The organism is Kushneria konosiri (assembly GCF_002155145.1).
GTDB lineage: Bacteria > Pseudomonadota > Gammaproteobacteria > Pseudomonadales > Halomonadaceae > Kushneria > Kushneria konosiri.
This window is the reverse complement of the sequence record NZ_CP021323.1, coordinates 2,711,949-2,737,089: the sequence shown is the minus strand read 5'-3', so window position 1 is coordinate 2,737,089 and position 25,141 is coordinate 2,711,949. Positions and strand designations below refer to the sequence as shown.

At 59.3% G+C, this 25,141-nt stretch carries 23 protein-coding genes; 7 read left to right on the top strand and 16 right to left on the bottom strand.

Going from position 1 to position 25,141, the window contains the following annotated elements:
- Window positions 1–79: 79 nt before the first annotated feature.
- Window positions 80–1,594, bottom strand: coding sequence for a choline-sulfatase (gene betC / locus B9G99_RS12645; RefSeq protein WP_086622476.1), 1,515 nt, complete (start codon window positions 1,592–1,594; stop codon window positions 80–82).
- A gap of 200 nt (window positions 1,595–1,794) precedes the next feature.
- On the opposite strand from betC, the gene B9G99_RS12640 reads away from it, so the two are divergent.
- A complete protein-coding gene (locus tag B9G99_RS12640) occupies window positions 1,795–2,814 on the top strand; it encodes a serine hydrolase domain-containing protein (protein ID WP_162494980.1) in 1,020 nt (339 codons plus the stop codon).
- A gap of 87 nt (window positions 2,815–2,901) precedes the next feature.
- Here B9G99_RS12640 and B9G99_RS12635 read toward each other — a convergent pair whose 3' ends face one another.
- The 3 genes from B9G99_RS12635 to B9G99_RS12625 form a co-directional block, all read right to left on the bottom strand.
- Window positions 2,902–3,096, bottom strand: a complete 195-nt coding sequence (locus tag B9G99_RS12635; RefSeq protein WP_086622475.1) for a hypothetical protein — start codon at window positions 3,094–3,096, stop codon at window positions 2,902–2,904.
- Window positions 3,097–3,560: 464 nt separating this feature from the next.
- The gene (locus B9G99_RS12630; RefSeq protein WP_086622474.1) at window positions 3,561–5,150 is read right to left on the bottom strand and encodes an ABC-F family ATPase; all 1,590 of its coding nucleotides are present in this window, start codon (window positions 5,148–5,150) and stop codon (window positions 3,561–3,563) included.
- Between the two features lie 118 nt (window positions 5,151–5,268).
- Entirely contained in the window at window positions 5,269–5,799 is a 531-nt protein-coding gene (locus tag B9G99_RS12625; protein ID WP_086622473.1) for an ankyrin repeat domain-containing protein, read from the bottom strand.
- Window positions 5,800–5,994: 195 nt separating this feature from the next.
- Between B9G99_RS12625 and B9G99_RS12620 the strand changes: the two genes are divergently transcribed.
- Complete coding sequence (locus B9G99_RS12620) at window positions 5,995–6,960, top strand: ATP-grasp fold amidoligase family protein (RefSeq protein WP_158521503.1); 966 nt, start codon at window positions 5,995–5,997, stop codon at window positions 6,958–6,960.
- On the opposite strand, the gene B9G99_RS12615 is transcribed toward B9G99_RS12620, so the two are convergent.
- On the bottom strand, window positions 6,951–8,216 hold the full coding sequence (locus B9G99_RS12615; protein WP_086623466.1) for an MFS transporter: 1,266 nt from the start codon (window positions 8,214–8,216) through the stop codon (window positions 6,951–6,953). The two genes, B9G99_RS12620 and B9G99_RS12615, sit on opposite strands and share 10 nt — an antisense overlap.
- Before the next feature lie 88 nt (window positions 8,217–8,304).
- Window positions 8,305–9,528: a winged helix-turn-helix domain-containing protein gene (locus B9G99_RS12610; protein ID WP_086622471.1), complete on the bottom strand. Its 1,224-nt coding sequence runs from the start codon at window positions 9,526–9,528 to the stop codon at window positions 8,305–8,307.
- 84 nt (window positions 9,529–9,612) lie between these two features.
- On the opposite strand from B9G99_RS12610, the gene B9G99_RS12605 reads away from it, so the two are divergent.
- Complete coding sequence (locus tag B9G99_RS12605) at window positions 9,613–10,068, top strand: hypothetical protein (RefSeq protein ID WP_086622470.1); 456 nt, start codon at window positions 9,613–9,615, stop codon at window positions 10,066–10,068.
- Window positions 10,069–10,086: 18 nt separating this feature from the next.
- On the opposite strand, the gene B9G99_RS12600 is transcribed toward B9G99_RS12605, so the two are convergent.
- From B9G99_RS12600 to B9G99_RS12590, 3 genes are read right to left on the bottom strand one after another with little or no spacing between them, the layout of a single operon-like run.
- Window positions 10,087–10,572 (bottom strand): LabA-like NYN domain-containing protein, encoded by a 486-nt coding sequence (locus B9G99_RS12600; protein WP_086622469.1) that lies wholly within the window; start codon window positions 10,570–10,572, stop codon window positions 10,087–10,089.
- 11 nt (window positions 10,573–10,583) lie between these two features.
- Window positions 10,584–11,183: a nucleotidyltransferase family protein gene (locus B9G99_RS12595; protein ID WP_158521502.1), complete on the bottom strand. Its 600-nt coding sequence runs from the start codon at window positions 11,181–11,183 to the stop codon at window positions 10,584–10,586.
- A 23-nt stretch (window positions 11,184–11,206) separates the two neighbouring features.
- A complete protein-coding gene (locus B9G99_RS12590; protein WP_086622467.1) occupies window positions 11,207–12,226 on the bottom strand; it encodes an XdhC family protein in 1,020 nt (339 codons plus the stop codon).
- A gap of 153 nt (window positions 12,227–12,379) precedes the next feature.
- Between B9G99_RS12590 and B9G99_RS12585 the strand changes: the two genes are divergently transcribed.
- Window positions 12,380–12,850: a nuclear transport factor 2 family protein gene (locus tag B9G99_RS12585; RefSeq protein ID WP_086622466.1), complete on the top strand. Its 471-nt coding sequence runs from the start codon at window positions 12,380–12,382 to the stop codon at window positions 12,848–12,850.
- Here B9G99_RS12585 and recC read toward each other — a convergent pair.
- The 3 genes from recC to B9G99_RS12570 form a co-directional block, all read right to left on the bottom strand.
- Window positions 12,847–16,347, bottom strand: a complete 3,501-nt coding sequence (gene recC, locus B9G99_RS12580; RefSeq protein ID WP_086622465.1) for an exodeoxyribonuclease V subunit gamma — start codon at window positions 16,345–16,347, stop codon at window positions 12,847–12,849. The two genes, B9G99_RS12585 and recC, sit on opposite strands and share 4 nt — an antisense overlap.
- A gap of 142 nt (window positions 16,348–16,489) precedes the next feature.
- Complete coding sequence (locus tag B9G99_RS12575) at window positions 16,490–17,293, bottom strand: SDR family NAD(P)-dependent oxidoreductase (RefSeq protein WP_158521501.1); 804 nt, start codon at window positions 17,291–17,293, stop codon at window positions 16,490–16,492.
- 119 nt (window positions 17,294–17,412) lie between these two features.
- On the bottom strand, window positions 17,413–18,696 hold the full coding sequence (locus tag B9G99_RS12570; protein WP_227875811.1) for an MFS transporter: 1,284 nt from the start codon (window positions 18,694–18,696) through the stop codon (window positions 17,413–17,415).
- Window positions 18,697–19,010: 314 nt separating this feature from the next.
- On the opposite strand from B9G99_RS12570, the gene argE reads away from it, so the two are divergent.
- From argE to B9G99_RS12555, 3 genes are all read left to right on the top strand, one after another.
- Window positions 19,011–20,204 (top strand): acetylornithine deacetylase, encoded by a 1,194-nt coding sequence (gene argE, locus B9G99_RS12565; protein WP_086623464.1) that lies wholly within the window; start codon window positions 19,011–19,013, stop codon window positions 20,202–20,204.
- A 243-nt stretch (window positions 20,205–20,447) separates the two neighbouring features.
- The gene (locus B9G99_RS12560) at window positions 20,448–20,702 is read left to right on the top strand and encodes a hypothetical protein (protein ID WP_086622463.1); all 255 of its coding nucleotides are present in this window, start codon (window positions 20,448–20,450) and stop codon (window positions 20,700–20,702) included.
- A gap of 180 nt (window positions 20,703–20,882) precedes the next feature.
- Window positions 20,883–21,314: an RcnB family protein gene (locus B9G99_RS12555; RefSeq protein WP_158521500.1), complete on the top strand. Its 432-nt coding sequence runs from the start codon at window positions 20,883–20,885 to the stop codon at window positions 21,312–21,314.
- A gap of 91 nt (window positions 21,315–21,405) precedes the next feature.
- On the opposite strand, the gene B9G99_RS12550 is transcribed toward B9G99_RS12555, so the two are convergent.
- From B9G99_RS12550 to B9G99_RS12535, 4 genes are all read right to left on the bottom strand, one after another.
- Complete coding sequence (locus B9G99_RS12550; protein ID WP_086622461.1) at window positions 21,406–21,837, bottom strand: OsmC family protein; 432 nt, start codon at window positions 21,835–21,837, stop codon at window positions 21,406–21,408.
- Between the two features lie 117 nt (window positions 21,838–21,954).
- Entirely contained in the window at window positions 21,955–22,455 is a 501-nt protein-coding gene (tpx, locus tag B9G99_RS12545) for a thiol peroxidase (protein WP_086622460.1), read from the bottom strand.
- Window positions 22,456–22,534: 79 nt separating this feature from the next.
- A complete protein-coding gene (locus B9G99_RS12540) occupies window positions 22,535–23,086 on the bottom strand; it encodes a histidine phosphatase family protein (protein WP_086622459.1) in 552 nt (183 codons plus the stop codon).
- A gap of 137 nt (window positions 23,087–23,223) precedes the next feature.
- Window positions 23,224–24,900, bottom strand: a complete 1,677-nt coding sequence (locus tag B9G99_RS12535; protein WP_086622458.1) for an OpgD/OpgG family glucan biosynthesis protein — start codon at window positions 24,898–24,900, stop codon at window positions 23,224–23,226.
- Window positions 24,901–25,141: the final 241 nt, after the last annotated feature.

Sequence of the window (25,141 nt, the reverse complement as noted above, 5' to 3'; positions counted from 1 at the left end):
CATGAAAGCTCCTGATACCCCATTCGACGCTTTCATGGCGCCGGTTCGTCAGGACTGAACCGGCAGGGCCGGCGGAGCTCTATTCACCGCGCGGAAAGCGCTGCGCCTCTTCCAGCACGTTAAGATCCATGTGATTGCGCATGTAGCGCTCGGATGCGACCTGCAGGGGCTGGTGATCCCATGGAAAGTAGTGACCGTTACGCAGTGCTTCATAGACGATCAATCGCCGCGCCTGGCTTTCACGCACATCGGCATCAAAGCTCGCCATGTCCCAGCGCTTTCGCATCTTCTGCGTAAACGCTTCAAGCACATCAGCGTGCTCAGGGTCTTTGGCAAGGTTGTTCTGCTCATCCGGGTCATCTACCAGATTGAACAACTGCGGCGGATCGACCTCACAGTGGTTGAATTTCCACTGCCCCTCCCGAATGGTGACCAGTGGCGCGATCGTACCCTCGGCGGCATATTCCATATAGACCGGCGTGTCACGCGTGCCGCCCTTCATCAGTGGCACCAGCGACTCCCCGTCGGTCCAGGAGGCAATGGCGCTGAGATCCACGCCCACCAGGTCCGCCACGGTAGGATTGACATCAATGGCCGACACTGGCGTCTCCACGACGCGGGGCTCAACCCCCGGCGCACTGATCATCAGCGGTACACGTGAAGAGCCTTCAAAGGGGCTCATCTTGAACCATAGGCCGCGCTCACCGAGCATATCGCCGTGATCGGAGACAAACATGATGATGGTGTTATCCAGCATGCGGGTCCGCTTTAACACATCCAGTATCCCGCCGACCTTGTCATCCACATACGACAGATTGGCAAAATACCCCTGACGCGCGCGACGCACGTTCTCCGGCTGGATATCGAATTTCGTGTAGTCGTTGGCTTCATAAAGCCGCTGCGAATGAGGGTCCTGTCGGGCATAGGGCACCTCAGCCAGTCTGGGCTCAAGATGCTCGCAGTCGTTGTAGAGATCCCAGAACTTGCGTCTTGCCACATAGGGATCGTGAGGATGAGTGAAGCTCACACACATCGCCCAGGGGCGATCATCATGGCCGCGGGAGAGATCAAAAAGCTTCTGCTCGGCGTGGAAGGCGACTTCGTCGTCATACTCCATCTGATTGGAGATTTCGGCCACACCTGCACCGGTGACCGAGCCCAGATTGTGATACCACCAGTCGATACGCTCGCCGGGGCGGCGGTAGTCCGGGGTCCAGCCAAAGTCGGGGGGATAGACGTCGGTGGTCAGGCGGCTTTCGAACCCGTGCAACTGATCAGGCCCCACAAAATGCATCTTGCCCGACAGGCAGGTCTGATAGCCGGCGCGTCTGAGATGATGCGCCCAGGTCGGCACGCTTGAAGGGAATTCAGCGGCGTTGTCATAGACACCGGTACGCGACGGCAGCTGTCCGGACATGAAGGCGGCTCGCCCCGGCGCACAGAGATAGCTGGGGGTGTAGGCATTTTTGAATCGCACGCTGCGGCTTGCCAGCGCCTTGAGATGGGGCATGTGCAGAAAGTCGGCCGGTCCATCCTCGAACAGGGTGCCGTTGACCTGATCCGCCATCAGAATCAATACATTGGGGCGCGTCATCACATCCTCCGAAGTCGGGTGAAGGGATATCAGTAGCGTCAACAGCATGCGCGTATTACCCAGCGTTCGGCGAATGATTTATCAGGGGGCTCAGACCAGGCTCAGCTGGGCCTTAACGATGCCCCTGATCGCAAGCGGCCAGCCTGAACATGCATCACACTGGAGTTATCTGTCTCATCACCCTGAGGGAGTGCTCCTGCATGCCAAAACGCCGACGTCCATGCCATCCTCTAATGATGATCGCCATGTTCTGGCTGATATCGATGCCTGCATCGGCTTCACCCATCACGCCTGCTCCTTCAACGCTGGCACGGCTGGCAGATCAGGCCGGCGCCCTGCCGCGCACTCATACCTTCATGGTCTCCATTCAGGGCAAAACCCTGATCGAGCGGGGTTATCGCGGGCACCGCACCAGCCAGACAGCCAATATCAAATCGCTGTCCAAGACAGTGATGTCAGCCCTGGCAGGGATTGCTATCGAAAGGGGCGTTATCAAAGGCGTTGATCAGCCTGTGGTCGAACTGCTGGCCGCTGATCAGATCCCTGTCAAGGCGGACCCGCGAATACGCGACATTACCGTCGGTCAATTGCTGTCGATGCAGGCAGGGCTTGAGCGCACCTCCGGGCAACACTATGGCGCCTGGGTCGCCAGCGCCAACTGGGTGCGTGACACGCTCTCGCGCCCGTTCGTCTCAAAACCGGGCGGACAGATGCTCTATTCCACCGGCAATACCCATCTGCTGTCGGCCGCCCTGACCCACACTACCGGACGCTCGACGCTGGTGCTGATGCGTGAGTGGCTTGGTGAGCCGCTGGACATCAATATCCCGCCATGGACACGCGACCCTCAGGGCATCTACTTCGGCGGCAACGAAATGGGGCTGACACCACGGGCACTCATGGCCTTTGGCGAGATGTATCGAACCGGTGGGGCTTACCGCGGGCAACAGGTGGTCCCCGGGGCCTGGGTCGAGGCATCGTGGCAGCCACGGACACGATCGTTTTATAACGGCGACGAGTACGGCTACGGCTGGTTTCGCAGCATCATTGAAAACGAAACGGTCTATTACGGCTGGGGCTACGGCGGGCAGGTGCTGTTTGTGGTGCCACAGCGCGAGATGACAATCGTTTTGACCTCGGATCCCACGCCGCCCTCACGCGGCAGCTATCTCGACCGAATCAAGGCACTGGTGGGAGATGTGATCACCTCCACCCGATAGATGACATGCCGGCCTTGCGAGGGGGAGCCAAACATCACCTAAACGATGTGATGATCATGATGGATACCATTCACCCTGCTCAGACAGCTACTCATTACGAAGCTGCTGAACAGCTTCCTTCTCCGCCTCTTCCCGACTGAGACCCTTTTTCTCCATCAGGCGCACCATCAGACGCTGTTTTTCAGCATCTTCGTACAGGCGGTCGCTGTTGGTCGCCACCGCAACCTCGGTCTTGATGTGGCTTTTGAATTTCTCGAACCGTCCATTGCCGTGCTTGCTCATAAGATTCCCTCCTGGTAGGCATGTGAGTGATTGGGCTGCATACGCTACCCGATAGTTCCCGTCATGATGGGACTGCAAACCCATGGGATACCCTTGCCAGGCAATGAGAATTTACGTGTCATTACGGTGACCGAGGCCAAAAATCATTTATTGATGGTTTCTCCAGGCAATGCGCTAACCAGGGTTATGAACGCCTGTTATTTTTGTTCATTAACAAGGCCGATCGCGTAACCCTTGATCATTGAAGGCCATCGGCAGGCAATGAAAAAAAACGCCATCTCGGCACAAAAAGTTATGCCAATGGCCAGATGACTGAAGAAAACGCAAATGTCTGGGCAATCACTGAATCAAGTGCAGCCTACTGGCACTCATGATCACCGGCATGATGCTCTGCGCGAAAATACCCTGCAGCAGAACCAAAAAGCCCCGCCAATGGCGGGGCTTTTCGAGCGACCACGTCAGAATCAGCCGTAGATGCCCTGGCTGCGCAGATAATCTTCATAGCTGCCGCTGAAGTCGACGATACCGTCCTCCTTCATCTCGATGATGCGCGTGGCCAGCGAGCTGACAAACTCACGATCGTGGCTGACAAAGATCAGCGTGCCGGGATAGTTCTCAAGCGCCAGGTTAAGGGCCTCGATCGACTCCATATCCAGGTGATTGGTCGGCTCATCCATCACCAGTACATTAGGCTTTTGCAGCGCCAGCTTGCCAAAGAGCATGCGGCCCTGCTCGCCACCGGAGATGACTCGCACCGACTTGCCGATGTCGTCATTGGAAAAGAGCATCCGCCCCAGCGCCGAGCGTACCTGCTGCTCGCCCTGTGTGGTCCACTGCCCCATCCAGTCAAAAAGCGTGTCGCCACTTTCGAAATCCGCGGCGTGATCCTGTGCGAAATACCCGACTTCTGCAGCATCGGTCCACTTCACCTCACCGCTGTCCACGGCCATATTGCCGGTCAGACAGTTGAGCAGCGTGGTCTTGCCAATGCCGTTGGGGCCGATGATGGCCACCCGCTCACCGGCCTCGACCTGCAACCCGAAACGCTTGAACAGGACATTGTCATCCCAGGCCTTGCTGATGTTTTCCACCGTCAGTGCCTGACGATGAATTTTCCTGTTCTGTTCAAAGCGGATGAAGGGGCTGACGCGCGAGGACGGCTTGACCTCCTCGAGCTGAATCTTGTCCATCTTGCGCTGACGAGAGGTCGCCTGTTTGGCCTTTGAGGCGTTGGCCGAAAAGCGGCTGACGAACTGCTGCAGCTCGGCAATCTCGGCCTTTTTCTTGGCATTGTCGGCATGCAGGCGCTCACGGGCCTGGGTGGCGGCAATCATGTACTCGTCATAGTTGCCCGGGAACAGACGCAGCTCGCCATAATCGAGATCGGCCATGTGCGTGCAGACACTGTTCAGGAAGTGACGGTCGTGCGAGATGATAATCATCGTCGCCCGCCGCGCCTTGAGGATGTCCTCAAGCCAGCGAATGGTGTTGATGTCCAGGTGGTTGGTCGGCTCATCGAGCAGCAGCACATCCGGGTCGGCAAAGAGCGCCTGAGCCAGCAGCACACGCAGCTTCCAGCCGGGGGCAACAGTGCTCATCAGGTCCTGATGCTGATCATCCCCGATGCCCAGCCCCTGCAACAGCTCACCGGCACGGGCTTCAGCGGTATAGCCGTCGAGCTCGGCATAGCGCACTTCGAGATCGGCAACCTTCATGCCGTCTTCCTCGGACATCTCGGCCTGGGAATAGATACGCTCCCGCTCGGCCGCGACGTGCCAGAGCTCTTCATGGCCCATGATCACGGTATCGATGACCCGCTCATTCTCGAAGGCAAACTGATCCTGGCGCAGCTTGCCAAGCCGTGTGGTGGCATCCTTCATGACCTGACCGCCGGAAGGCTCCAGATCGCCGCCCAGGATTTTCATGAAGGTGGATTTACCACAGCCATTGGCGCCGATCAGGCCATAGCGATGGCCATTGCCGAACTTGACCGAGACGTTTTCAAACAGCGGCTTCGGGCCAAACTGCATGGTGATATTGGCAGTAGAGAGCAAGAGGAAGTTCCGAAAAGGCACCCGAGCCGGCAGGCCGGCTCGGGCGTGAATGATGACGTTTGGCGGGCAATTGTACGCGTATGGCGGGACACTTTATAGACAGCGCCGGCTCCGGGGCTCAATCGGCGCGGGTTTCCCCCAAAAGCGCCGGGGTGTGCTCAGCGCCCATGGCCAGTGCCAGCTGACCGGCCGTCATGCCGCGGCTTTCGCGTCGCGAGGGGTCAGCCCCCTTTTCCAGCAAAAACCGTGTGATATCGACATGATCAAACATGGCCGCAAACATGAGGGCGGTCTTGCCATCAGGCGAACAGCCATCGATCTCGGCGCCACCGTTGAGCAGCAGCCGGACCATCTCCAGATCTTTCTTGAAGGCCGCGCCCGCCAACGGATTCTGGCCATTGTCATTGCGCATTTCAGGATCGGCGCCATGCTCAAGCAATACCTTCACGGTGTCATGATGACCGTGATAGCTTGCCAGCATCAAAAGGCTGTCCCCCTTGTGATTGCGCATATTGGGCGGCAGCCCCTGCCCCAGCCACTCCCGAAACTTCCCGGCATCGCCGGTGCGCGCTGTATTGAAGACGTGCGTGGCCAGCTCAATCGTTTCATCGTCGATGTCACGGGGCTGCTGCGGGGTGTTATCACTCATGACTGTCTCCGCTTTTGGACGTTGCGGGGGTTTAGAGTCTCTGACCGGCGTCAAAACATGCAATACGTCAACACCACCCCGAAAGGTAGCTGGCACGGGGTAAAATTTATATTTCTTAACAATTGCTTAATTAACAACACGACTGATCCTGCTATTGTCCCGCCAAATTTTAGCCAGCATTCATGGAAGGTATCCGTGGTCGACAATGCTCCTTCATTGCCGCTCTCATTGCTTCGCACTCGTCAACGATGTTCTGAAGCCTTTCGCCGCCTCAAGCGCTCGGATCGGCGCGAAGCCGTGCGACAGTTTGAAAAACGTTTCGGGCGCACACCATCGCTCAAGACCCCACGTACATGGAGCGAAAAGCTGACGTGCCTCAAGCTTGATGCTGACCGCCCCATCTTTCGCGATCTGGCCGACAAGCTGGCAGTGCGTGATTTCGTGGCACAAAGACTGGGACAGCAACATCTGATCCCGCTGCTGGCGTCAAATCCGGTGCTGACACGCGACATGTTCGAAGCGCTGCCCGAACAGTTCGTTATCAAGAGCAATCATGGCAGCGCCATGAATCGCATTGTCACCGACAAGAGCGCCCTTTCCTTCAAGGAACTGAAACGTCAGACCGATGGCTGGCTCAGTCGCAACTTTTATATGGGCTCACGCGAGACCCAGTATCGCAACATTGCGCCACAGCTGGTGGTTGAACAGCTCATGCTTGATGATAGCGGCAACATTCCGGCCGATTACAAGCTCCACTGTTTTAACAGCACCGAAGCATCACGCTGTATCATTCAGGTCGATAGCGACCGTTTCAATGGCCACTGCCGTGACTATTTCACAACCGACTGGCAGCGGCTGCCGCTCAAGGTGAAATACGCCAACAGCTCGGCGTCGCGCTTGCCGACAAGGCCTGACAATCTTGAAGCCCTGATCGAGTGCGCCAAAACCCTTTCACAGGGATTCGCCTACGTACGGGTGGATCTTTACAGCCTTCAGGGACAGGTCTACTTCGGGGAAATGACGTTTACGCCGGAAAGCGGCTTTGGGCGCTTTGAGCCCGGCCACTTCGATGAACAGTGGGGGAAGTATTTCGACCTCGAGCACCAGCTATCCCTTCATACCAGAGAAGATCTGGAACGTGCCCGCCTGGCTCAGCCCTGAACCCGTGACTCCGGTGAAGATGATGTCACCGTGTCTTCTGTCAGAACCTCGCGTCGGGCACGCGCACGCCGCCTGATCGAGACGGTGTAAAGTCCGGCACAAAGCGCCCAGCCGGCCAGGCTGCAAAGCGCTGCGGCCAGAAAGATACTTGGATAACCGGCGCGGTTGGCGATAAACCCTGCCAGCGGCCCGGTCAGACCCACGGCGGCGTCCAGAAACACCGAGTAGGCACCCAGTGCGGCGCTGCGGCTGGTGGCGGCAATCTTGGCCACCGCCACCACTCCCAGGGCCGGATAGATCAGCGAGACCCCAAGCCCCGCCAGAATCGCGCCCAACAAGGCAACGCCCGGATGAGTGGCCTGCCAAAGGGCCAGAAGTCCGGCCAGTTCGACCATAAAGCACACCAGCGTCACACGATAACCGCCAAAACGATTGACGCTACCGGCAAACAGCACCCGCGCCGTGATAAAGGCAGCGCCAAAGGCACTCAGCCCCCAGGCGGCGTGATCCCACTGCTGGTCGGCGTAATAAAGGGTGATGAAGGTCGCGATCACACCATAACCGACCGAACTCAGCGCCAGTGCGCCGCCATAGGGGGCGACCACACGAAAGACGCGCGCAAAGGGTACCCGCTTGCCGCTGACGATCGGTGAGGCCGGTCGTCGCCAGGCCAGCGCCAGTGCCAGACACCCGATCAACACGATAAAAAGCCCCATGCTCATCACGCCAAGGCTTTGCGCAAGTACGGCGCCAAGCGGCGCGCCGATGGCCAGGGCACCAAATCCTGCGATGCCATTCCAGGAGATTACCTTGCTCATCAGCGCCGGCCCCACCAGCCCGATGCCCCAGCTCAGCGACCCCGTTCCGATCATGCCCTGAGAAACTCCCAGCACCAGACGACTCAGGATCAACAATACCAGGCTTGCAAGCGGCCACCGGATACAAAGCACCGCCATCAGAATCAGGGCGCCGTTGAGCGCGCAGCCGCTCATGCCCAGCAGCACCACGCGCTTGGCGCCAAGGCGGTCGGCCATCTGGCTGGAAAAGGGTCGAGACAGGAGTGTGGCCACAAACTGAAGACTGATGACCGCCCCTACCGTGACGGCATCGAAGCCCAGCGGGCCGTTCATCCAGGGCGGCAGCACCGTCAGCGTCATCCCGATACAGAGCATGCTGACAAAGGTAGAGCTGACGATGGCAATAATGCGAAGGTTGGTACCGGCGGGCGTTGCTCCCGCCATCGAATCAGAAGACATGGTCTTGTCGATGCTGGTCATGATGTGAAGTTGTATGACATTTACCATACGCCTGACGAGGCGCCAGTAACAGCCCTTCCTGATCCTTTCATGCCTCGTCGGATGCGGCTTCAAGCGCTTGATCAAGCGCGCCACTGCCCATTATCTGCACACGCACAAGCCCCAGAAATCGAGCCAGTCGCAAAAGCTCTTCAAAAAGTGCCGGTGCCAGTCTCTCCATGGAGATATTCGGCTCGGGATGGGCGCTGATTACCTGCAGCACACCGAAAGCGCGCTCGGCCTTGAGATCGACCCGGGCGGCCATCTGACCGGCCAGTATGAAAGGCAGCACGTAATAGCCATACTGGCGCAGATGCGACGGCGTATAGATTTCGATGCGATAGTGAAAATCAAACACACGGGCAGCGCGCTCGCGGTCCCACATCAGAGGATCAAAGGGCGACAGCAGTGCGGTCGCCGCACTCGCCCGACGGCTCGTCCGGGATTTGACATGCTGCCAGGCCGGCATCGTCCAGCCTTCCACCGTGACGGGCTCAAGCTCACCATTCTCGACCAGCACCTCGATGCACGCTCTCGTCTCACGACCATCCAGGCGAAAATAGCGCTGCATATCCCGCGCGCTGGCCACGCCCATGGCCCGCGCCGCTCGTGCGACCAGCGCTCTTTGAGCCTGCTCGGGTGACAGCAAGGGTGCCTCGACGGCCTCGCGTCCGACGACGCGCTCTGGCAGGTCATACACCCGTTCAAAATTGCCTCGCCGGTGGGCGACCAGCACCTGGCCGCTCCAGAAAAGATACTCAAGGGCTGACTTGCCATGACTCCAGCCCCACCAGCTGCCCTGCCCACGCCCACCGCCGGTCAGGTCGGACGCCGCCAGCGCGCCGCGATGGCGAATCTCCTCAAGCGCCTGATCCACGAACTCCGGATGCTCTCTCGAGAAACGCGCCAGGCGCTTGTAAAGCCCGCCACCGCCTTCACGGGCGCGCTGCATGCGAAAGCGATAGAGCGGGTAATCCTCCACAGGAATCAGCGAGGCTTCATGCCCCCAGTATTCAAACAGGCGACGTCGAGTGCGCGGCCCCTGGTTAAAGCGCTCCAGGCACCCCTGATCATAAGGCCCCAAACGCGAATACAGCGGCATGTAATGCGCCCGGCACAGCACGTTGACGCTGTCGATCTGCAGGAGGCCGAGCCTTCGAACCAGGTTCAAAAGCGTACGGCTATCAGGTTCGGGGCCATCACGGTCAGCGCCAAACCCCTGCATGGCAAGGGTCAGGTGGCGAACGTGTGCAGTTGATAGATGACGAATCATGGTGCTGTGTGCTCCTGTCATATATCCTGGCATGACTGCCAGGGATCCCGCTGCGGCGCCCTCCCTCTGTCATGGAGCCCTTTCATGGTCAACTATCGACGCCTGCCTTGCTGCCTGCCCCATGTGCTGTTCCCCCTTTTGATACTGGGGGCCGCACCGTCACACGCCGCGCCGCCTGCTACCGAGCGCACCGGGCTACCTGATGATGCTCGCCCGGTATGGATCGGTGAGCAGCGCTATCAGGTCTCGCATGGCAACTGGTTCGCAAGCCTTGAAAGTGATGGGCGCTATACCCCAACGCCTACTCCACGCGAGGCGCAGATGGCCGGAATGGATATCTTTGATGTCATCGCCTACCCGATGCAGAATCAAACGCTGCGCCAGCAACAGCAGGACCACGGCCAGTGTCATCGATGGGCCATCGACCAAAGCGGTTTTAACCCCACCACCACGCTCGAGCCCCCCTCTCGACTACAGGCGGGGGCCTATCGCCGTGCACTGGCCGCCTGCCTGGCCGGCCATCAGTACAGCGTGCAGTAAACCCTGACAGACGCCGGCTCAACGCCGGTTATTCTGTAAAAGTGCGCCTTCGATGGGTACAAAACGGTCGGCGGCCTGCCTGAGGGCATTGGCCGTCAGCGCCTGAACGCCATAAACGTCGGTTTTGATGCCAAAGCGCTGCTGTACGCGGGCAAGCAGCTCTGAAAAATCACCATCGCCCGAAATCAGCACCACCCGATCAACCTCGTGCGACGTCTCGAACACATCCAGCGTGATCCCGACGTCCCAGTCGCCCTTGGCACTGCCATCACGGCGCTGAATAAACGGCTTGAGACGCACCGTGAAACCAATATCGCGCAGCGCATGCTGAAACTGCTGCTGGCGTGGATCGTGACGTTCGATGGCGTAGGCATAGGCGGCCACAACCGTGTCCTCACCAACGGCATGTCGCCAGAGCGCGGCATAGTTGACCTGACAGCCGAAGGTCTCACGAGCGGTGTAATAGATGTTTTGTACGTCGGCAAAAAGCGCAACTCGAGCCATGGGATCTCAAATCATTGAAGGGAAGACAGGTCATCATACGTATCGACATCGACAAGAATCCCCGGATCACTGGTCTTTAGCGTCACGACCTGCGAGGCATGACGCTTGAGCAGTACTCGGGCACCTTCATCCCCGCTCAGTGCCGCCAGCGCCGGCCAGAATGCTCGTCCGAAAACCACGGGATGCCCCATGCGGTCCTGATGGCTCGGGCGCACAATGATATCGCCACCCGCATGGGCCATCAGAGCCGAAAGGGGCTCGTCATGCACATCGGGCATATCCCCCAGCATCAGCGCCAGCGCCTCACATTGCAGGTGTCGTGGATCGGTCGAAGCAAGCAGACCGGACACTGCAGCCGCCAGGCTTGTTCCCATCCCGATGGGCGATGAAGGGGCCTGCATGACGTACGCATCAAATGGCAATCCGAAGGGCGCAATGGATTCACCATGGCGCAACATGACGGCCATGGTGGCCACGTGAGGTGCCAGTCTGGCCGCTGTGGCTGCCAGCAGTGTCTGTCCGTTGAACGGGGCCAGACGCTTGTCGCCGCCGAATCGACGACTATACCCCGCGGCCAGAATCAGCCCCACGACCTGCGGGGCATCACTCATTTGATCGTGGCGAGTCTCGTCCATCAGACCGCAGCGGCCACGGGCACGGCCGCGAGGTGCGTCTCGCCCGCCTTGCCGTTATAAATTCGCATGACGTCAGCCACGACAGACAGGGCAATTTCAGCCGGCGCCTTGCTGCCCAGGTCCATGCCGATCGGCATGTGAATCCGGGCAATTTCCTCGTCATTGAGACCACCGGAGCGCTTGAGTCGCTCGGCGCGCTTTTGTGAGGTTCTTTTTGACCCCATCACGCCGATATAAAACGCGGGCGTTCTGACGGCCTCCACCATGGCCGGATCATCGATGCGCGGGTCGTGGGTCAGCGCCACTACGGCGGTGGCCTCATGACAGGCGCCCGAGGCAATAAACAGCGCCGGCAACACTGCCTGCACCTCAATGCCCTCGGCATGACCGGCGGCGATAAACTCACGCCGCACCTCGTCACGCGGATCGCAGACAATCACCTCATACCCCAGCGCACGGGCAAACTGGGCACAAAAACCGGCTACCGGCGAGATGCCGGCCAGAATCAGCCTCAGGGCCGGGCCGACGCGGATCTCGACCTGCCCCTGGTCATCACGTGTTACGGCGGGCCCGTTGGGCGACTCGTCGAGCACGACGCGATAGCGTCCGGTTTCCGGGTTGACCCTGCGAACCAGACGCTTGCGCCCCAGAAGCGTTGCTTCCAGCACTTCCAGATGCACCTTCAGCTCATCAGTGACGTCCAGACGCTCGATGAGCACTTCCAGCACCCCGCCGCAGGGCAGCTGTAGTCGCTGACTTTCTTCCTGACTTTCACCGTAGCGCACGATGGTGGCCGGACGTGAAAAGGCGCCATCCTGAAGGCTTTCGATGAAGGCCTCCTCGACACAGCCGCCGGACAGCGAGCCGACATGGTGACCTTCCTGTGTGGCCACCAGCATCGAGCCGGGCGCACGAGGCGAGGAACCATAGGTGCCAAGCACGGTACACAGCCAGATCGTTTCATGGGTGCAGGCCCATTCGCGAGCCTGCTGGATCACCTGCAGATCGAGATGACGCATTCGAACACTCCGACAAGGAGAAACGGGAATAATGACGACAAGGATAGCAGCCTCACGATCTCCCCGCCGTGTCATGCGCTGCCCTCGTGTAAAATGCCCGCGTGAACATGCTAGCCTGAAGGTTCCTGTTCCTTCATGTGATGGAGTCCGCGCATGGAAAGCCGTCCCCCGCTTCCCCCCTTTGACATGGACAGCGCCCGCGCCAAGGTGCGTGCCGCAGAAGATGCCTGGAATACCCGCCAGCCCGAACGGGTCGCCGGCGCCTACAGCGAGGATTCACGCTGGCGCAATCGCACCGAATTCTTTCAGGGGCGTGAAGCCATTACTGCCTTTTTACATCGCAAGTGGCAGCGTGAACTCGACTACCGGCTCTGCAAGGAGCTCTGGGCCTTTACCGACAACACCATCGGCGTGCGCTTTCAGTACGAGTGGCGCGACCGCTCCGATCAGTGGTATCGCGCCTACGGCAACGAGATGTGGGAATTCAACGAGCACGGCCTGATGGTGCGTCGCGAAGCCAGCATCAACGAGATTCCCATCGAAGCCGATGAGCGTCGCTTCCGCTGGCCCGCACCCGGCCCGCGCCCGCAGGATCATCCGGGGCTCAATCAGCTGGGGCTTTAAGCCTCCGACTCATTTGCGGGGCTGCCATCCACCAGCGCAGCCAGTGCGCTCATGAAAGGCGTATACAGCGCCCGGGTGGCGGCTTCGAAACCGGCCTCATAAAGATCGTCAAAGCGTGGCCAGAGCTCCCCCATCATGGGTTCGCGCTCACGCAGAGGTGCCGGACCGTTAAAACGAGCCTCTTCATGGCAGGCCTGCGCCCGGCCAAGCCCCGCTTCGCGATATTCGCTTTCGCAAGTCTCATCAACGTATCGGGGCCAGCCGGCAAAGTACTCCATGGCCGGCTCCAGTGCCGTGGGCAAAGGAGCGTCGCCGGCCTGGCGCCACTGCTGGCACAGCGAGCAGAGCGTGTCCTGCGCCTGCTCGAACGAGACCGCTTCAAATACCAGTTCGCGGTCTTCAAAGAGCACCATGGTCACGACACGCTCCCCCATCCCGGCAAGCGCCAGATGCTCAAGCCAGGCGCGGATCAGTCGATGCGGCTTGCCGTACTGCGTCAGCCGTCCACTTCGGTCCCGGCGGAAGTGGCCAAAGTGGGCCGGCGCCAGCACACAATGATGAAGCCCGCCGGCCTCGTCGCGCCATAGACCATCGATGCGATCGGACAACACGGCCTTGCCAGCGTCATTGATCATCTCAACGCGTATGGCCTCGACCGGTGTCAGGCCATCTGTCAATTCGTGCCACTGGCCAAGCTGTTGTCTCAGGGGCTTGATCAACTCCTCCGCCAGCCGTTCGCCGAAGCCCAGCGCCGGCAGCATGCCCTTGCGGCGCGCTTCCTCCATCATCTCGCCCAGATCGCGTTCGCGGCAGGCTCCTTCCAGCAGGTGCCTTTTGAAGCTGAAATGCTCAAGCCCGTCCAGCGCGAAGGGCTCGGCATCTTCTTCCACCACGGCAACAGGATGAAAATGAATACCCAGCCGCCCGGCCGTACAGATCGACCAGGGCCGCCTCAAAAGCCGCTCCAGATCATCAAGGCCTGCCGCCTCCTCAGGCGGTGTCGCCGCCATCAGCGGCTCGATGGCCCTGGCCGGTGCGGGGTGATGCACGCTCTCCCAGCCTCGCTCGAAGGTGAACAGTCGCCCGGTGGGATCTGCTTCCCGGTCCGGGTCGAAATAGGCTCGTGCGAAGGGCTGCAGCGGATGGGTCGTGATCAGGCGCTCGAACAGCGCCGCCTCGTTATCGTCTGTTTCGACGCGCCAGCCCATCGACAGCGTATCGAGCAGCTCGCTGACCAGAATCGAGGGCGCGCGTTCGCTGTTGTCACGTTGATCGCGCCCGACCCAGGAGATGGTCAGCGCCTCACGTGTGGCCAGCATCGCCTCCAGCATCAGGTAACGGTCATCATCGCGACGTGAACGATCGCCGCTGCGGTGACGGGTGGCCATCAGGTCAAAGTCCTGCGGCAGCCGCACCCGCGGGTAGTCGCCGTCGTTCATTCCTAAAAGCCAGGTATGGCGAAATGGAATGGCGCGCATGGGCATGAGCGTTGCAAAGTTGACCCGCCCGGCCAGAAAGCGCTGAGCCAGACCGCCCTCATCCAGCCGGTCGGTCAGCGCCTCGCGAAACACCGCCAGCGGCAGCACCTCGCCAAACTCGGCGCATTCGCCCTCCTCGGCCAGCGTGCGGGCAGCTCTGGAAAGGCGCTCAAGAATATCGAAATCGTCCTGCTCAATGGGGGCAAAGAGCGCCTCGAGCATCTCTTCCAGGCGCGCCACCCAGTCATCGATGTCCACAGGCGTCCTGAGATGTTGATACCAGTATTTAAGGCGCATCATCAACTCGGCCAGACGGCCGGCCAGATCGGCCTCCAGACCGCCGATCTCATCATAGGCCTGGATGTCGTCGAAGCTGCCCTCGCCGATGGCGAACCCAAGCATCATGCGATCCAGCCCGAACTGCCAGGTATTTTCCGAAAGCCCCGGCAGGTCCAGCGTATCGCGATGCTCACCATCGAGTCCCCAGCGCACGCCGCTACCAGCCAGCCACTGTGCCAGCCTTTCAAGCTCCTCTTCCTCGATGTTGAAACGCCGCCGAAAGGCCGGCACCTCCAACCAGTCGAGCACCTCGCCGACGCCCAAACGCCGCTCGGGCAGCTCCAGCAGTGACAGCGCCGCACTCATCAGGGGACTTGCACCCGAGGCAATCCGGTCGGAGACGGTATAGGGGATATAGCGGGCGTCATCACGTGGAATCTGGCCGAACACGGCGTCGATCAGCGGGGCATAACGTTCAATGTCCGGCACCAGCACGACCATGTCCCGCGGGCGAAGGTCCGAATCCCGGTCGAAGGCATCCAGCATCTGATCATGAAGAATCTCGACTTCCCGCAGCGGTGAATGGGCACGCGTAAAGGCAAGCGAGCGATCCTCCGGCTGAACCAGGCGCTTGTCGCCCGCCTCTTCGGCGCGCCGGGCCGGATGTACCAGGTCCAGCACCTCCTGCTGAAGCTGATGTAAAAGGCTCGGATTAGCCTCCGACTGTGGATCACGGAAAATATCGTGTTCCATGTCAAAGGCGTTGTCGGCCTCGAAGTCGTAAAGCGCCTCGATGAAATCACGCCCCTGCGCGCCCCAGCCGGCCAGCAGCGGATTGGCGCTGAGATGCAGCGTCTCGCCGTCCAGCCCCTCGAGGGTGGGCGCATCCTGATGACGCTGTCGATGACTGTCGCGACGCAGCTGCGCCCGCAGCGCTTCGCGATCGGCGACGATGTCGCCCCAGTAGAAGCGACACGGATTGGCCACCATCAGCACGATATCCATCACGCCGGACAGGGCATGCAGGGCTTCAAGCAGCTGAAACGGCAGCGCTGAGATGCCAAACACGAACAGGCGACGCGGCAGTTCTTTCGGGACAGAGGTCAGCGCGCGCGCCTGTACCAGAAACTGATCATGCAGCGCCGCGCGGTGATGACGACGGGCCTGATCAGAGGCATCTTCCAGCAGGGCACGCCAGAGCACGGGCTGCCAGTGATCCACCGGGGCCATATCAAAAGGCGCCTTCTCACCCTTCGCCCAGGCCGCCATCCAGTCAGGCCGGTAGACCAGATACTGGTCAAAGAGATCCGCCAGCCGGGAGGCAAGCTGATAGCTCTTGCGTTCACCACAGGGCACTACGCCATCGATTTGATCGTCGAGGGTAATTTCGTCATCGAGATAGTGGGCCAGCGGTGCAAACTCGCCTTGACGCAAGAGACGAGGCAACAGACGCATCAGTCGCCAGGTCATCGGCCCCTTGTCAAACGGCGAGCGTTTGGGAATGTCATCGCCCAGCACGGCTCGGTAGGCACGCCAGACAAAGCTCGAAGGCAGCGGAAAATCCAGTGATGCTGCCACGCCATGATGCTGTGCCAGACAGAGCTGCAGCCACTGCGCCATGCCGTTGGACTGCACCAGAAAGGTCTCATCTTCAAGCGGACCCAGCGGGTCGCGCTCCGACAGCGCCGTGGCAAGATCGCGCAGATCCTCGAGATGGTTGGCATGCAGGACAGTAAACATTGCGCTCCCGGAGACACAGCAGACGGTGGGGGCCACCTATCCTACCTGCACCGCTAAAGGCTGCGAAGCGTTTAGCGCCAACAAGCCCGCGTGCCTTGGCACCCGGGCTCATTTTTAAAGGTGAATCGTGCCAATCCTGCCGTCAGACGCCGAGATCATGGTCCGGGCGCATGTCATAGCGCATGACGTTATGCATGAAGGCGCCATCGACATAGAGCGTGGTGCCGGTGATATAGCGCGCCTGCTCTGAGCACAGAAACACCGTAACCCCGGCAACGTCCTTCGTCTCCCCAATGAACCCCAGCGGAATCCAGCTGTTCATGTTGTCGATCCCCAGGCGTTCGTTGTCTTCCTGGTTGATGTCGGTGCTGATGGCACCGGGAGAAAGCCCGACCACGCGAATGCCGTATTCGCCCCACTCCACGGCTGCCGCCCGCGTCAGGGTCTTGAGGCCGGCCTTGGCAACGCTATAGTGCGCGACGCCCTTTCTGACCACCTCATCGTGAATGGATTGCACATTGATGATGACGCCGCCCTGTCCGGCCTTTTTCATGCGTCGCGCGGCGTGCTGCGAGCAGTAAAACGGCGCGTTGAGATTGACGTTCATCAGGGCCTGCCAGTCCTCGCGCGGCATGTCTTCCAGCGCGTGGGCGTTTTCAAAGCCGGCATTGTTGATCAGGATGTCGATCTGGTCGAACTGATCGTCAAACTGCTCGAACATGTCATCCACGGCCTGCGGGTCACTTAAATCCGCCACCACCACGCCGGTCTTGATGCCACATTCGCGGGCGAGCCGCTCGGCAGTCTCGTTGACCTCGTCTCGCGGCTTGCGGGTGTGAAAGGCCACATTGGCCCCGGCACGGGCGAGCGACTCGGCCATGTGTGCTCCGATACCGCGATTGGCGCCGGTGACCAGTGCCGTCCTGCCCTTGAGCGTAATCTCCATCTGCTTCTCCCTGAAAGATTGTCCATGACGCCATGGTCCGACCCTGCGGCCATCCACGGCCATAAAAAAGCCAGGCTCGAATGAGCCTGGCTGATAAGTGCCGGACAGGAAAGGTCGGCCTAGTGTGCGACCTGAGCGCGGTAACGGTAATGGCGCCTGGCCAGCATGAGGCCCATGACGACGCCCACGCTCATGACGCCGGCCACATACCAGGCAGGCGACATCGGCAGTGTTTCGATCGAGGTCGTCACGATCATCGGCGTCAGGCCCCCGGCAATGGCATAGGCCACGTTGTAGGAAAACGAAAGCCCCGTGAAGCGAATGGCGGCGGGAAACGACTTGACCGCAATGGCCGGCACGATCCCGGTCAGACCGCCGAAAAAGCCTACCAGTGCGTAGAGCGGAAACAGCATTGAGACGTCATGGTGCATCAACCAGAAGAAATAGAAGTAGGTAATGCCAAGACCCGCGCAGGAGAGCATCAGCACGATCCCATCCCCGATTTTATCCGCCAGTGCCCCGGCACTGAGACAGCCAATGATCAGACAGACGATCGCCACACAGTTGGCCTGCAGGGTCAGGCCGCGATCAATGCCGGCAAAGCTTTGCAAAAGCGTTGGCGTCATCAAAATCGTGACGACCACGGCAGCGGTCAAAAGCCAGGTTGCAATCATGGAAATGGCCACACCGGGCAGGTAGTCCCGAAGCAGGGTGCGCATGGGCAGCTCTTCGGAAAGGGCCTTGTTCTCCTGCATTTCGGTGAATACCGGCGTCTCGTGCAGATAACGGCGCAGATAAAGCGTCACGAAGCCCAGCACGCCACCGACCAGAAACGGTACGCGCCAGCCCCAGCTGTGAAGGGTCTCATCACTCATGACGTAGTTCAGACCGGTCGCCATAAAGGACCCCAGCAAAATCCCGGCAACCAGACCAGCCGACAGGGTGCTGGTGGCAAAGGCGGTATGACGTGCCGGCACGTGTTCGGTCACAAATACCCAGGCACCCGGCGCTTCACCGCCGATGGCCGCCCCTTGCAGCATGCGCATGGCCAGCAGCAGGATCGGGGCCAGATAGCCGATGGTGGCGTAAGTGGGCAAAAGGCCCATGATCAGCGTCGGTAACGCCATGAGCATGATGGAGAGCATGAACATCTTCTTGCGCCCCAGTCGATCACCAAAGTGCGCCATGATGACGCCGCCAATGGGCCGGGCAATATAGCCGGCGGCAAAGATGCCGAAGGTCTGTACCAGACGCAGCCACTCGGGCATGTCAGCCGGAAAGAAGAGCTGACCGACCACGCTTGCAAAGAAAACAAAAATCACGAAATCGTAGAACTCAAGCGCACCACCCAGTGCGGAAAGCCCCAGTGTCTTGATATCACGGGCGCCCAACGGACGCGTCACGGACGTCGATGGTCCGTTTGAATTGGCATTATTCATGGGAAGGTCGCTATCGAAAAAGCAGTTGACGTGGCACATACAAAGTCAATCTGATCGCGGATCACGCGACACGGTCTATCGACATTCGCGGATCACGCGAAGTGGGTGTCGACCGAGACCGTTTCGATCATATCAGAAAAGTCACGCACGAAAGTCGGCAGAAGTTCCCGGCAGTCGGTGATATTTCATCTCGGCAGGGCTGCGTTACACTTTCCTTCAGGACCTGTCCTTTTTGATACCGGCAGGTCATCCCTTTTTTGTCGGATATCGAGAGCGCCATGACGACCACACCTGACTCACTGCCTGCCACTGCCCGGGACATTCTCGCCACCCTCGTTGGTTTTGACGTCCTGTCCCGACAGTCCAATGTGGCCCTGATCGAGTGGGTCGAACAGTATCTCGACGCTTATGGTGTCAGCCACGAGCGAATTGCCAGCGATGATGGCGAGCGCTTTAACCTGCTGGCCCGGATCGGCCCGGAGGTGCCCGGAGGCGTCGTGCTATCCGGTCATACCGATGTTGTCCCCGTCGAGGGCCAGACATGGCAAAGCGATCCCTTCACCCTGACCGAACGGGAGGGGCGTCTTTATGGCCGTGGCAGCTGCGACATGAAAGGCTTTCTGGCCTGTGCACTGTCAGGTGTGCCGGACTGGTCGCGGCGCGAGCTTGAACGCCCCATCTGGCTGGCGTTTTCCTACGATGAAGAGATCGGCTGCCTGGGCGCGCCCCGAATGATCGAGCATCTGGTCAGGCACTACCCTGCCCCGTCTGCCGTCATTGTGGGCGAGCCGACCCTGATGGCGCCGGTGATTCTGCAAAAGGGCATTACCACGCTTAGAACCGTGATCCATGGCGTGCCGTCTCACTCCAGTCAGGTGAACCAGGGCATCTCGGCCATTCATGTTGGCGCACGTCTTGTCAGTCGCATCGAGGACATCATGAGCGAACTGGCCGAAGAAGGGTCGCTGGATGATGCCTTCAACGTGCCCCACTCAAGCCTCCATGTAGGCACCATCAGAGGCGGCAACGCCATCAACATCATGGCGCAGCACTGCGAGTTTGACTGGGAGATTCGTCATCTGCCCGAGGAAGGCTTTGAGGCCGTCTATCAGCGCTTTCGCGAATACAGCGATGAGCTTGAAGCCACCCTCAAGGCCGTCAATACCGATTTTGCCATCGAGACCACCACGCTGACCGAGACCGTGCCGGGACTGGAAAATCGCGACAACCATGAGGCGCTGGCGTTGCTGGAAAAGCTGGGGGTTCGTGATCCCGGACAGGCCGTTGCCTATGCCACCGAAGCCGGGCAGTTTCAGCGGGCCGGCCTGCAGGCCGTCATTTGTGGTCCTGGCAGCATCGAACAGGCCCATCGGGCCGATGAGTTCATCTCGCTGGAACAGCTCGAGCGTGGCGAGCACTTCATGCAGATGCTGGGACCGATCATGGCGGAGTCATCCTCTCCCGGCCGCTGATGCTTTCCTGTAACAGCCAGGTCGAGTCCTCTGTGATGTGAAGCCAGGAAACCGGGTGTGGCAGACCGCTGCTGGCCCTTGCAGGTGGCCTGTCCAATGGTTGGATGCAAAAGCGTGAATTTTGCTGATTCAACCATCTATACTGTCACTTAACGTAACGGCACAGCCAGGGATCAGGCTGGCACCGATACTGTACAGATGAGAAAAGAAACACTGCTGTTACAGTGCAAGGGAGGGAGCCTCATGAAATTTTTCAAACGCAGCGCGACATCTCTGGATTCGCCGCGAAATGGCTATGCAGAACTCGCCTCATCCCCGGAGCAGGCTTCTGCCATGCTGATCGATGACAGCGAATATGATCGCAAGGAAGGATTTGTTCAGCTCAAGCATCGGCTTCAGCGTGCAGAGTGGCGTCAGCGGCAGGCATACTATGAAAAGTATGGTGCCGCGCCGGCACCCAGCATCATTCGCCCGGGACAGGACTGGCTGGTGCATTGAATGCCTGATGCATCAGCTCTGCCGTCTCGTTCATCTGACGGGGCCGCTTTTAGAGAAGCGGCCCCTTGCGTATGTCAAAATAAAAAGCGGCGCCCGATGACGCTCGTGAAGATATTTCCCTGCCGGCTTTCATTGCCCAGGGGTTATTCGGATTCATTATTTTGCTGGAAGGAAACTGGAATGCGCATGTATCCAGCGTTTTTGACCATACCCCTGAGCCTGGGAGTTATGCTGGTGCTGCTTCAAGGCCCCGCCCAGGCTGCCACCCAATCCGAGCGGGGGTATCAGTCCTCAACGGGGGCCATCGCCATGCGTGAGTCCCAGAGCGGCCCGAAGGTGGACCGCCGTCTGGTCATCCGCACGCTGACGGCTCACCGGGAAGACTTCAAGCGCCAGACCTTTGACGTAGTCACACCGCCGCTGCAAATAGGGGATAGAATTCCCGCAAACGTCGAAAGCGAGCAGCTGCCGGATGCGGTCAAGCAGGCGCTGCCCCGTTATGAGGGCTATGCCTGGCGCCGTATCGGCAACGATGTTGTGCTGATCGGCATCGCCTCTGATACCTTCTACGATATCTTTCCTGGAGTGCTGAAATATTCCGATACGCCTTGATCGCACTATCCAGGTGAAAGGCTATTGACGCAAAAGGGCCCTGCTTTTGACAGGGCCCTTTTTATGACTGCCTGAATCCCTGTTTCAGAGATCAGCCTTCAAGCTTTGCATCAAGAGTAATGTCGGCATTGAGCAGGCGCGAAATCGGGCACCCTTCCTTCGCATCGTTGGCGGCCTTTTCGAAAGTCTGTTGATCGGCCCCCGGGATACGGGCGACTGTTTTCAGCGCGACCTTGCTGACATAAAAACCTCTGTCATCCTGCTCCAGTGTCACTGTCGCCTCGGTCTGGATACTTTCAGGCTCAAGATCCGACTGCCCCAGAATCATGGACAGTGCCATGGAGTAACAGCTGGCATGTGCTGCCCCGATCAGCTCTTCCGGGTTGGTACCCGGCTGACCTTCAAAGCGGGTATTGAAACCGTAGGGGTTTTCCTTGAGCGCACCACTTTCAGTGGAAACGACACCCTTGCCCCGCTTAAGGCTTCCTTTCCACTCGGCAGAACCTTTCTTCTGAATGGTCATTACATGCCTCCCTGGTACAGATAATGTTCAAAATCCCTGTGTCCGGCCAGTGCCTGACACCCTCCAAAGGATAGTCGCTCCCGGGATACTGACAACTCTTGTCAGAATAGGATATTTCTACAACACCGATAGTGCCATGTCATAGTCAGGCTCATTCTTGATCTGATCGACCAGTTCACTGTGCAGCACACGATCCTGTTCATCGAGCACGATGACAGCGCGCGCGCAAAGTCCACGTGGACGACCGCTTTGAATATCCACTCCGTAGGCCTGTACGAACTCGGCGTGATGACGAAATGTGGAGAGCATCAGCACGTTATCCAGTCCTTCCGCACCACAAAAACGGCCCGCAGCAAAAGGCAGATCTGCCGAAATGACCAGCACAACCGTGTTATCGAGCGTTGAAGCCTGCTCGTTGAACTTGCGCGTGGAGGTGGCACAGGTGCCGGTATCGATGCTGGGCACGATCGACAGGACCTTGCGCTGTCCGGCGAAGTCCTCAAGAGAGACATCGTTCATCTCCCGACCGGTCAGATAAAACGACGGTGCCCTGTCTCCTGGCTCGGGAAAGTGCCCCCCTACCTCAACATGGTCATCGCCGTAGCCGACTGTTGTCATCTCAACACCTCCTTTAACGATCTGCGTCATGCCCACTGACAGGGGCTCTGTAAAAGATAGATACCAGCGGCCTGATTGACTATCGCTGCCAGGGCGTAAGCTGCCAGTTGTCGCCTCTTGACGTGGGGGGCTGACACAGCACCGGCGCCACGTTGCCGATGCGAGCGCCGTAGGGGTGCCCCTGGGTCACATTGCAGATCACCCGAAAGACGCCGGAGTGCGCTACGACCAGTGGACACTCAAAACGTGTCAGCAGCTCATTGAGCACCTCCAGCACCCGACGCTGAAAGGACGCCCAGGACTCGCCCATTTCCAGAGTCTCGAAATAGGGCATGGGGTCCTGAATGGGGGTCTTTTCCAGCTCGCCCCAGTGACGTTCTCGAAGGCCGGCATAAAAATGCAGCTCATCTTCAGGCAGGGCCAGCCGAGCGGTCTTTCGCGCTCGAAACATGGTACTGACGGCCACATGAGACCATGACGTCTGCCCGAGCAGGGTGCCCACCTCACGCGCCTGTGATTCACCATGGGGTGTCAGGGGCACATCCGGACTGCCGGCAATGAGACAGGCACGGTTGTAGAAGGTTTCGCCATGACGAAGGAAGACAAAGGGACGCGGTAATAGCTCGGTCATTGAAATTCCGGCACTTATCAGTCAGCGGTCAGTTCTTTCAGTGTACGCCTCGCAGCAGGCAGGCGTTACCCCTTGAAGAAGCCCTACAGTAAAACGGACCCCATGGGGCCCGTTCTGGCACGATCCATGATTCTGGCTCAGCCGTGGTGATCCCAGTTGCGATCAGCGGGTGCAGGCGGTACGAACTGGTAAAGCCAGGTCTCGCTGAGTGTCTGGTCGCCCTGACGCAGATAGACGCGCAGCGTTACCGGGTCGGTCTTCTCGCTTTTGGGGTACCAGTCAAACTGGGCACGCCACATTTGCAGGGGTCCCCCCAGCTTGGTAACGGAGACAACCTGCGTTTCGCCGCTGGAAGCCGAGACAACGGCCTCCATATTGGTATCGTGCGGCATGTCCTTGATGGGCGCGCCACGAAAGTCCACCGCAAAACGGCGTGCCCAGGTTTTGGGCGAATGTTCGCCAGGAATCCAGCCATCGCGCACTGCGCCGATACCGCTCCAGGTCTTGTCGACCTGGCCGACGGAAGGCTTCACCGGGGGATGCGGGCTCCAGTACAGGTTATAGCTGTAACTCAGCTCCTGACCGGCCTCAACGGGTTCTGCCGGCTGCCAGAATGCAGCGATATTATCGACCGTTTCTCCCATGGTCTGAAGCTCGATCAGTGTGATCGACCCCTTGCCCCATTCGCTGGTCGGCTCGCACCACAGACTCGGACGGGCATGATAATAGTTGACCACATCGCGATAGTGCTCAAAGTCGTGATCGTCCTGTACCAGTCCGAACCCCCTCGGATTTTCGTCCTCAAAGGTGTTGTACTGCAAAAAATCAGGATTATAGAGCGGACGGCATATCCACTCGCCATCTCCGCTCCAGATCGAGAGCCGGTCGGAATCGTGGACCTGAGGCACAATGGTATCGCGGCGCATACGCTGGCTCGTGCCGGTCAGGAACATGCTGGTCATGGGAGAAATGCCCAAACGCTCGATGCTCTTGCGCGGATAGACATTGGCCTCGACCCCCATCACCACCCGCTCGGACTGGCAATCGATGTCGAATTTGTAGGCCCCTGTCGCGCTGGGCGAGTCCAGCAGCGCATAGACGGTAAAGCGGGCACGGTTGGCCGGCGGTTCATCAAACCAGAAGTGCGTAAATACCGGGAACTCTTCCTGCCCCTCTTCCGGCGGCATGGCCGTATCGATGGCCAGACCGCGCGCCGACAGACCGAACTGGTTGTTTTTGTCGATGGCACGGAAATAGCTGGCCCCCAGAAAGGAGACCACGTTGGCCAGCGCCGAAAAATCCGGGTTGCGTGACACCCGCCACCCGGCAAAACCCAGATCATGCCCCTTGAGCTGGTCGACATCGATGCCCGTGCCTTCATAGGTGAAAAGCTCGGGGCGGAAATGAATTTCATAGGCCTTGTTGTCGACCACGCTGTACATGCGCACCGGCTGGTTGAACTGCATGCCGACGTGGAAAAACTGCGCCTGAACGGCTGAATCACCACGCTCTGACCATAGGGCATGCTTCTGATCGTACTGAATGGACTGATATTCGTGTGGGTCAAGATGGTCGAGGGTCAGCGTCTCTGGCAGCTTCTCGGTGGTGTCCTTGTACTCGGATTTGGCCATGTCCCGAGCATGCGACTTGAGCCAGTCGAAATCGAAATCGGAGCCCTTGTCATCCAGCGCCACCTCGACCCCTTCACCCGGCCCGCGACTATTGTTGCCACTGGCACGAGCCAACAGGGATTTGGTCGACATGCCCAGCGCCGACAGCGCGGCAGATGCCTTGAGTAGAGTTCTTCGATCCATGGACAAGACTTTCCTTTTGAGACGATACGACCCTGCCTGAGCCGCCATCCGGTGTTGAGTGAAGACAGGATCAATGACCACAGCGGTTTCAATGACCCGGAGTTAACCAGAATCGACCATTACTGGTCTGGAGGGTTCCTGACCCTTGCGTAAAACATGGTGACGCCGTGTCACCGTTTACCGCCCTGTACCTTCCGGCATCGGCGTCGTTATCGCCGATACCTGCAACGGGTCAGAAATA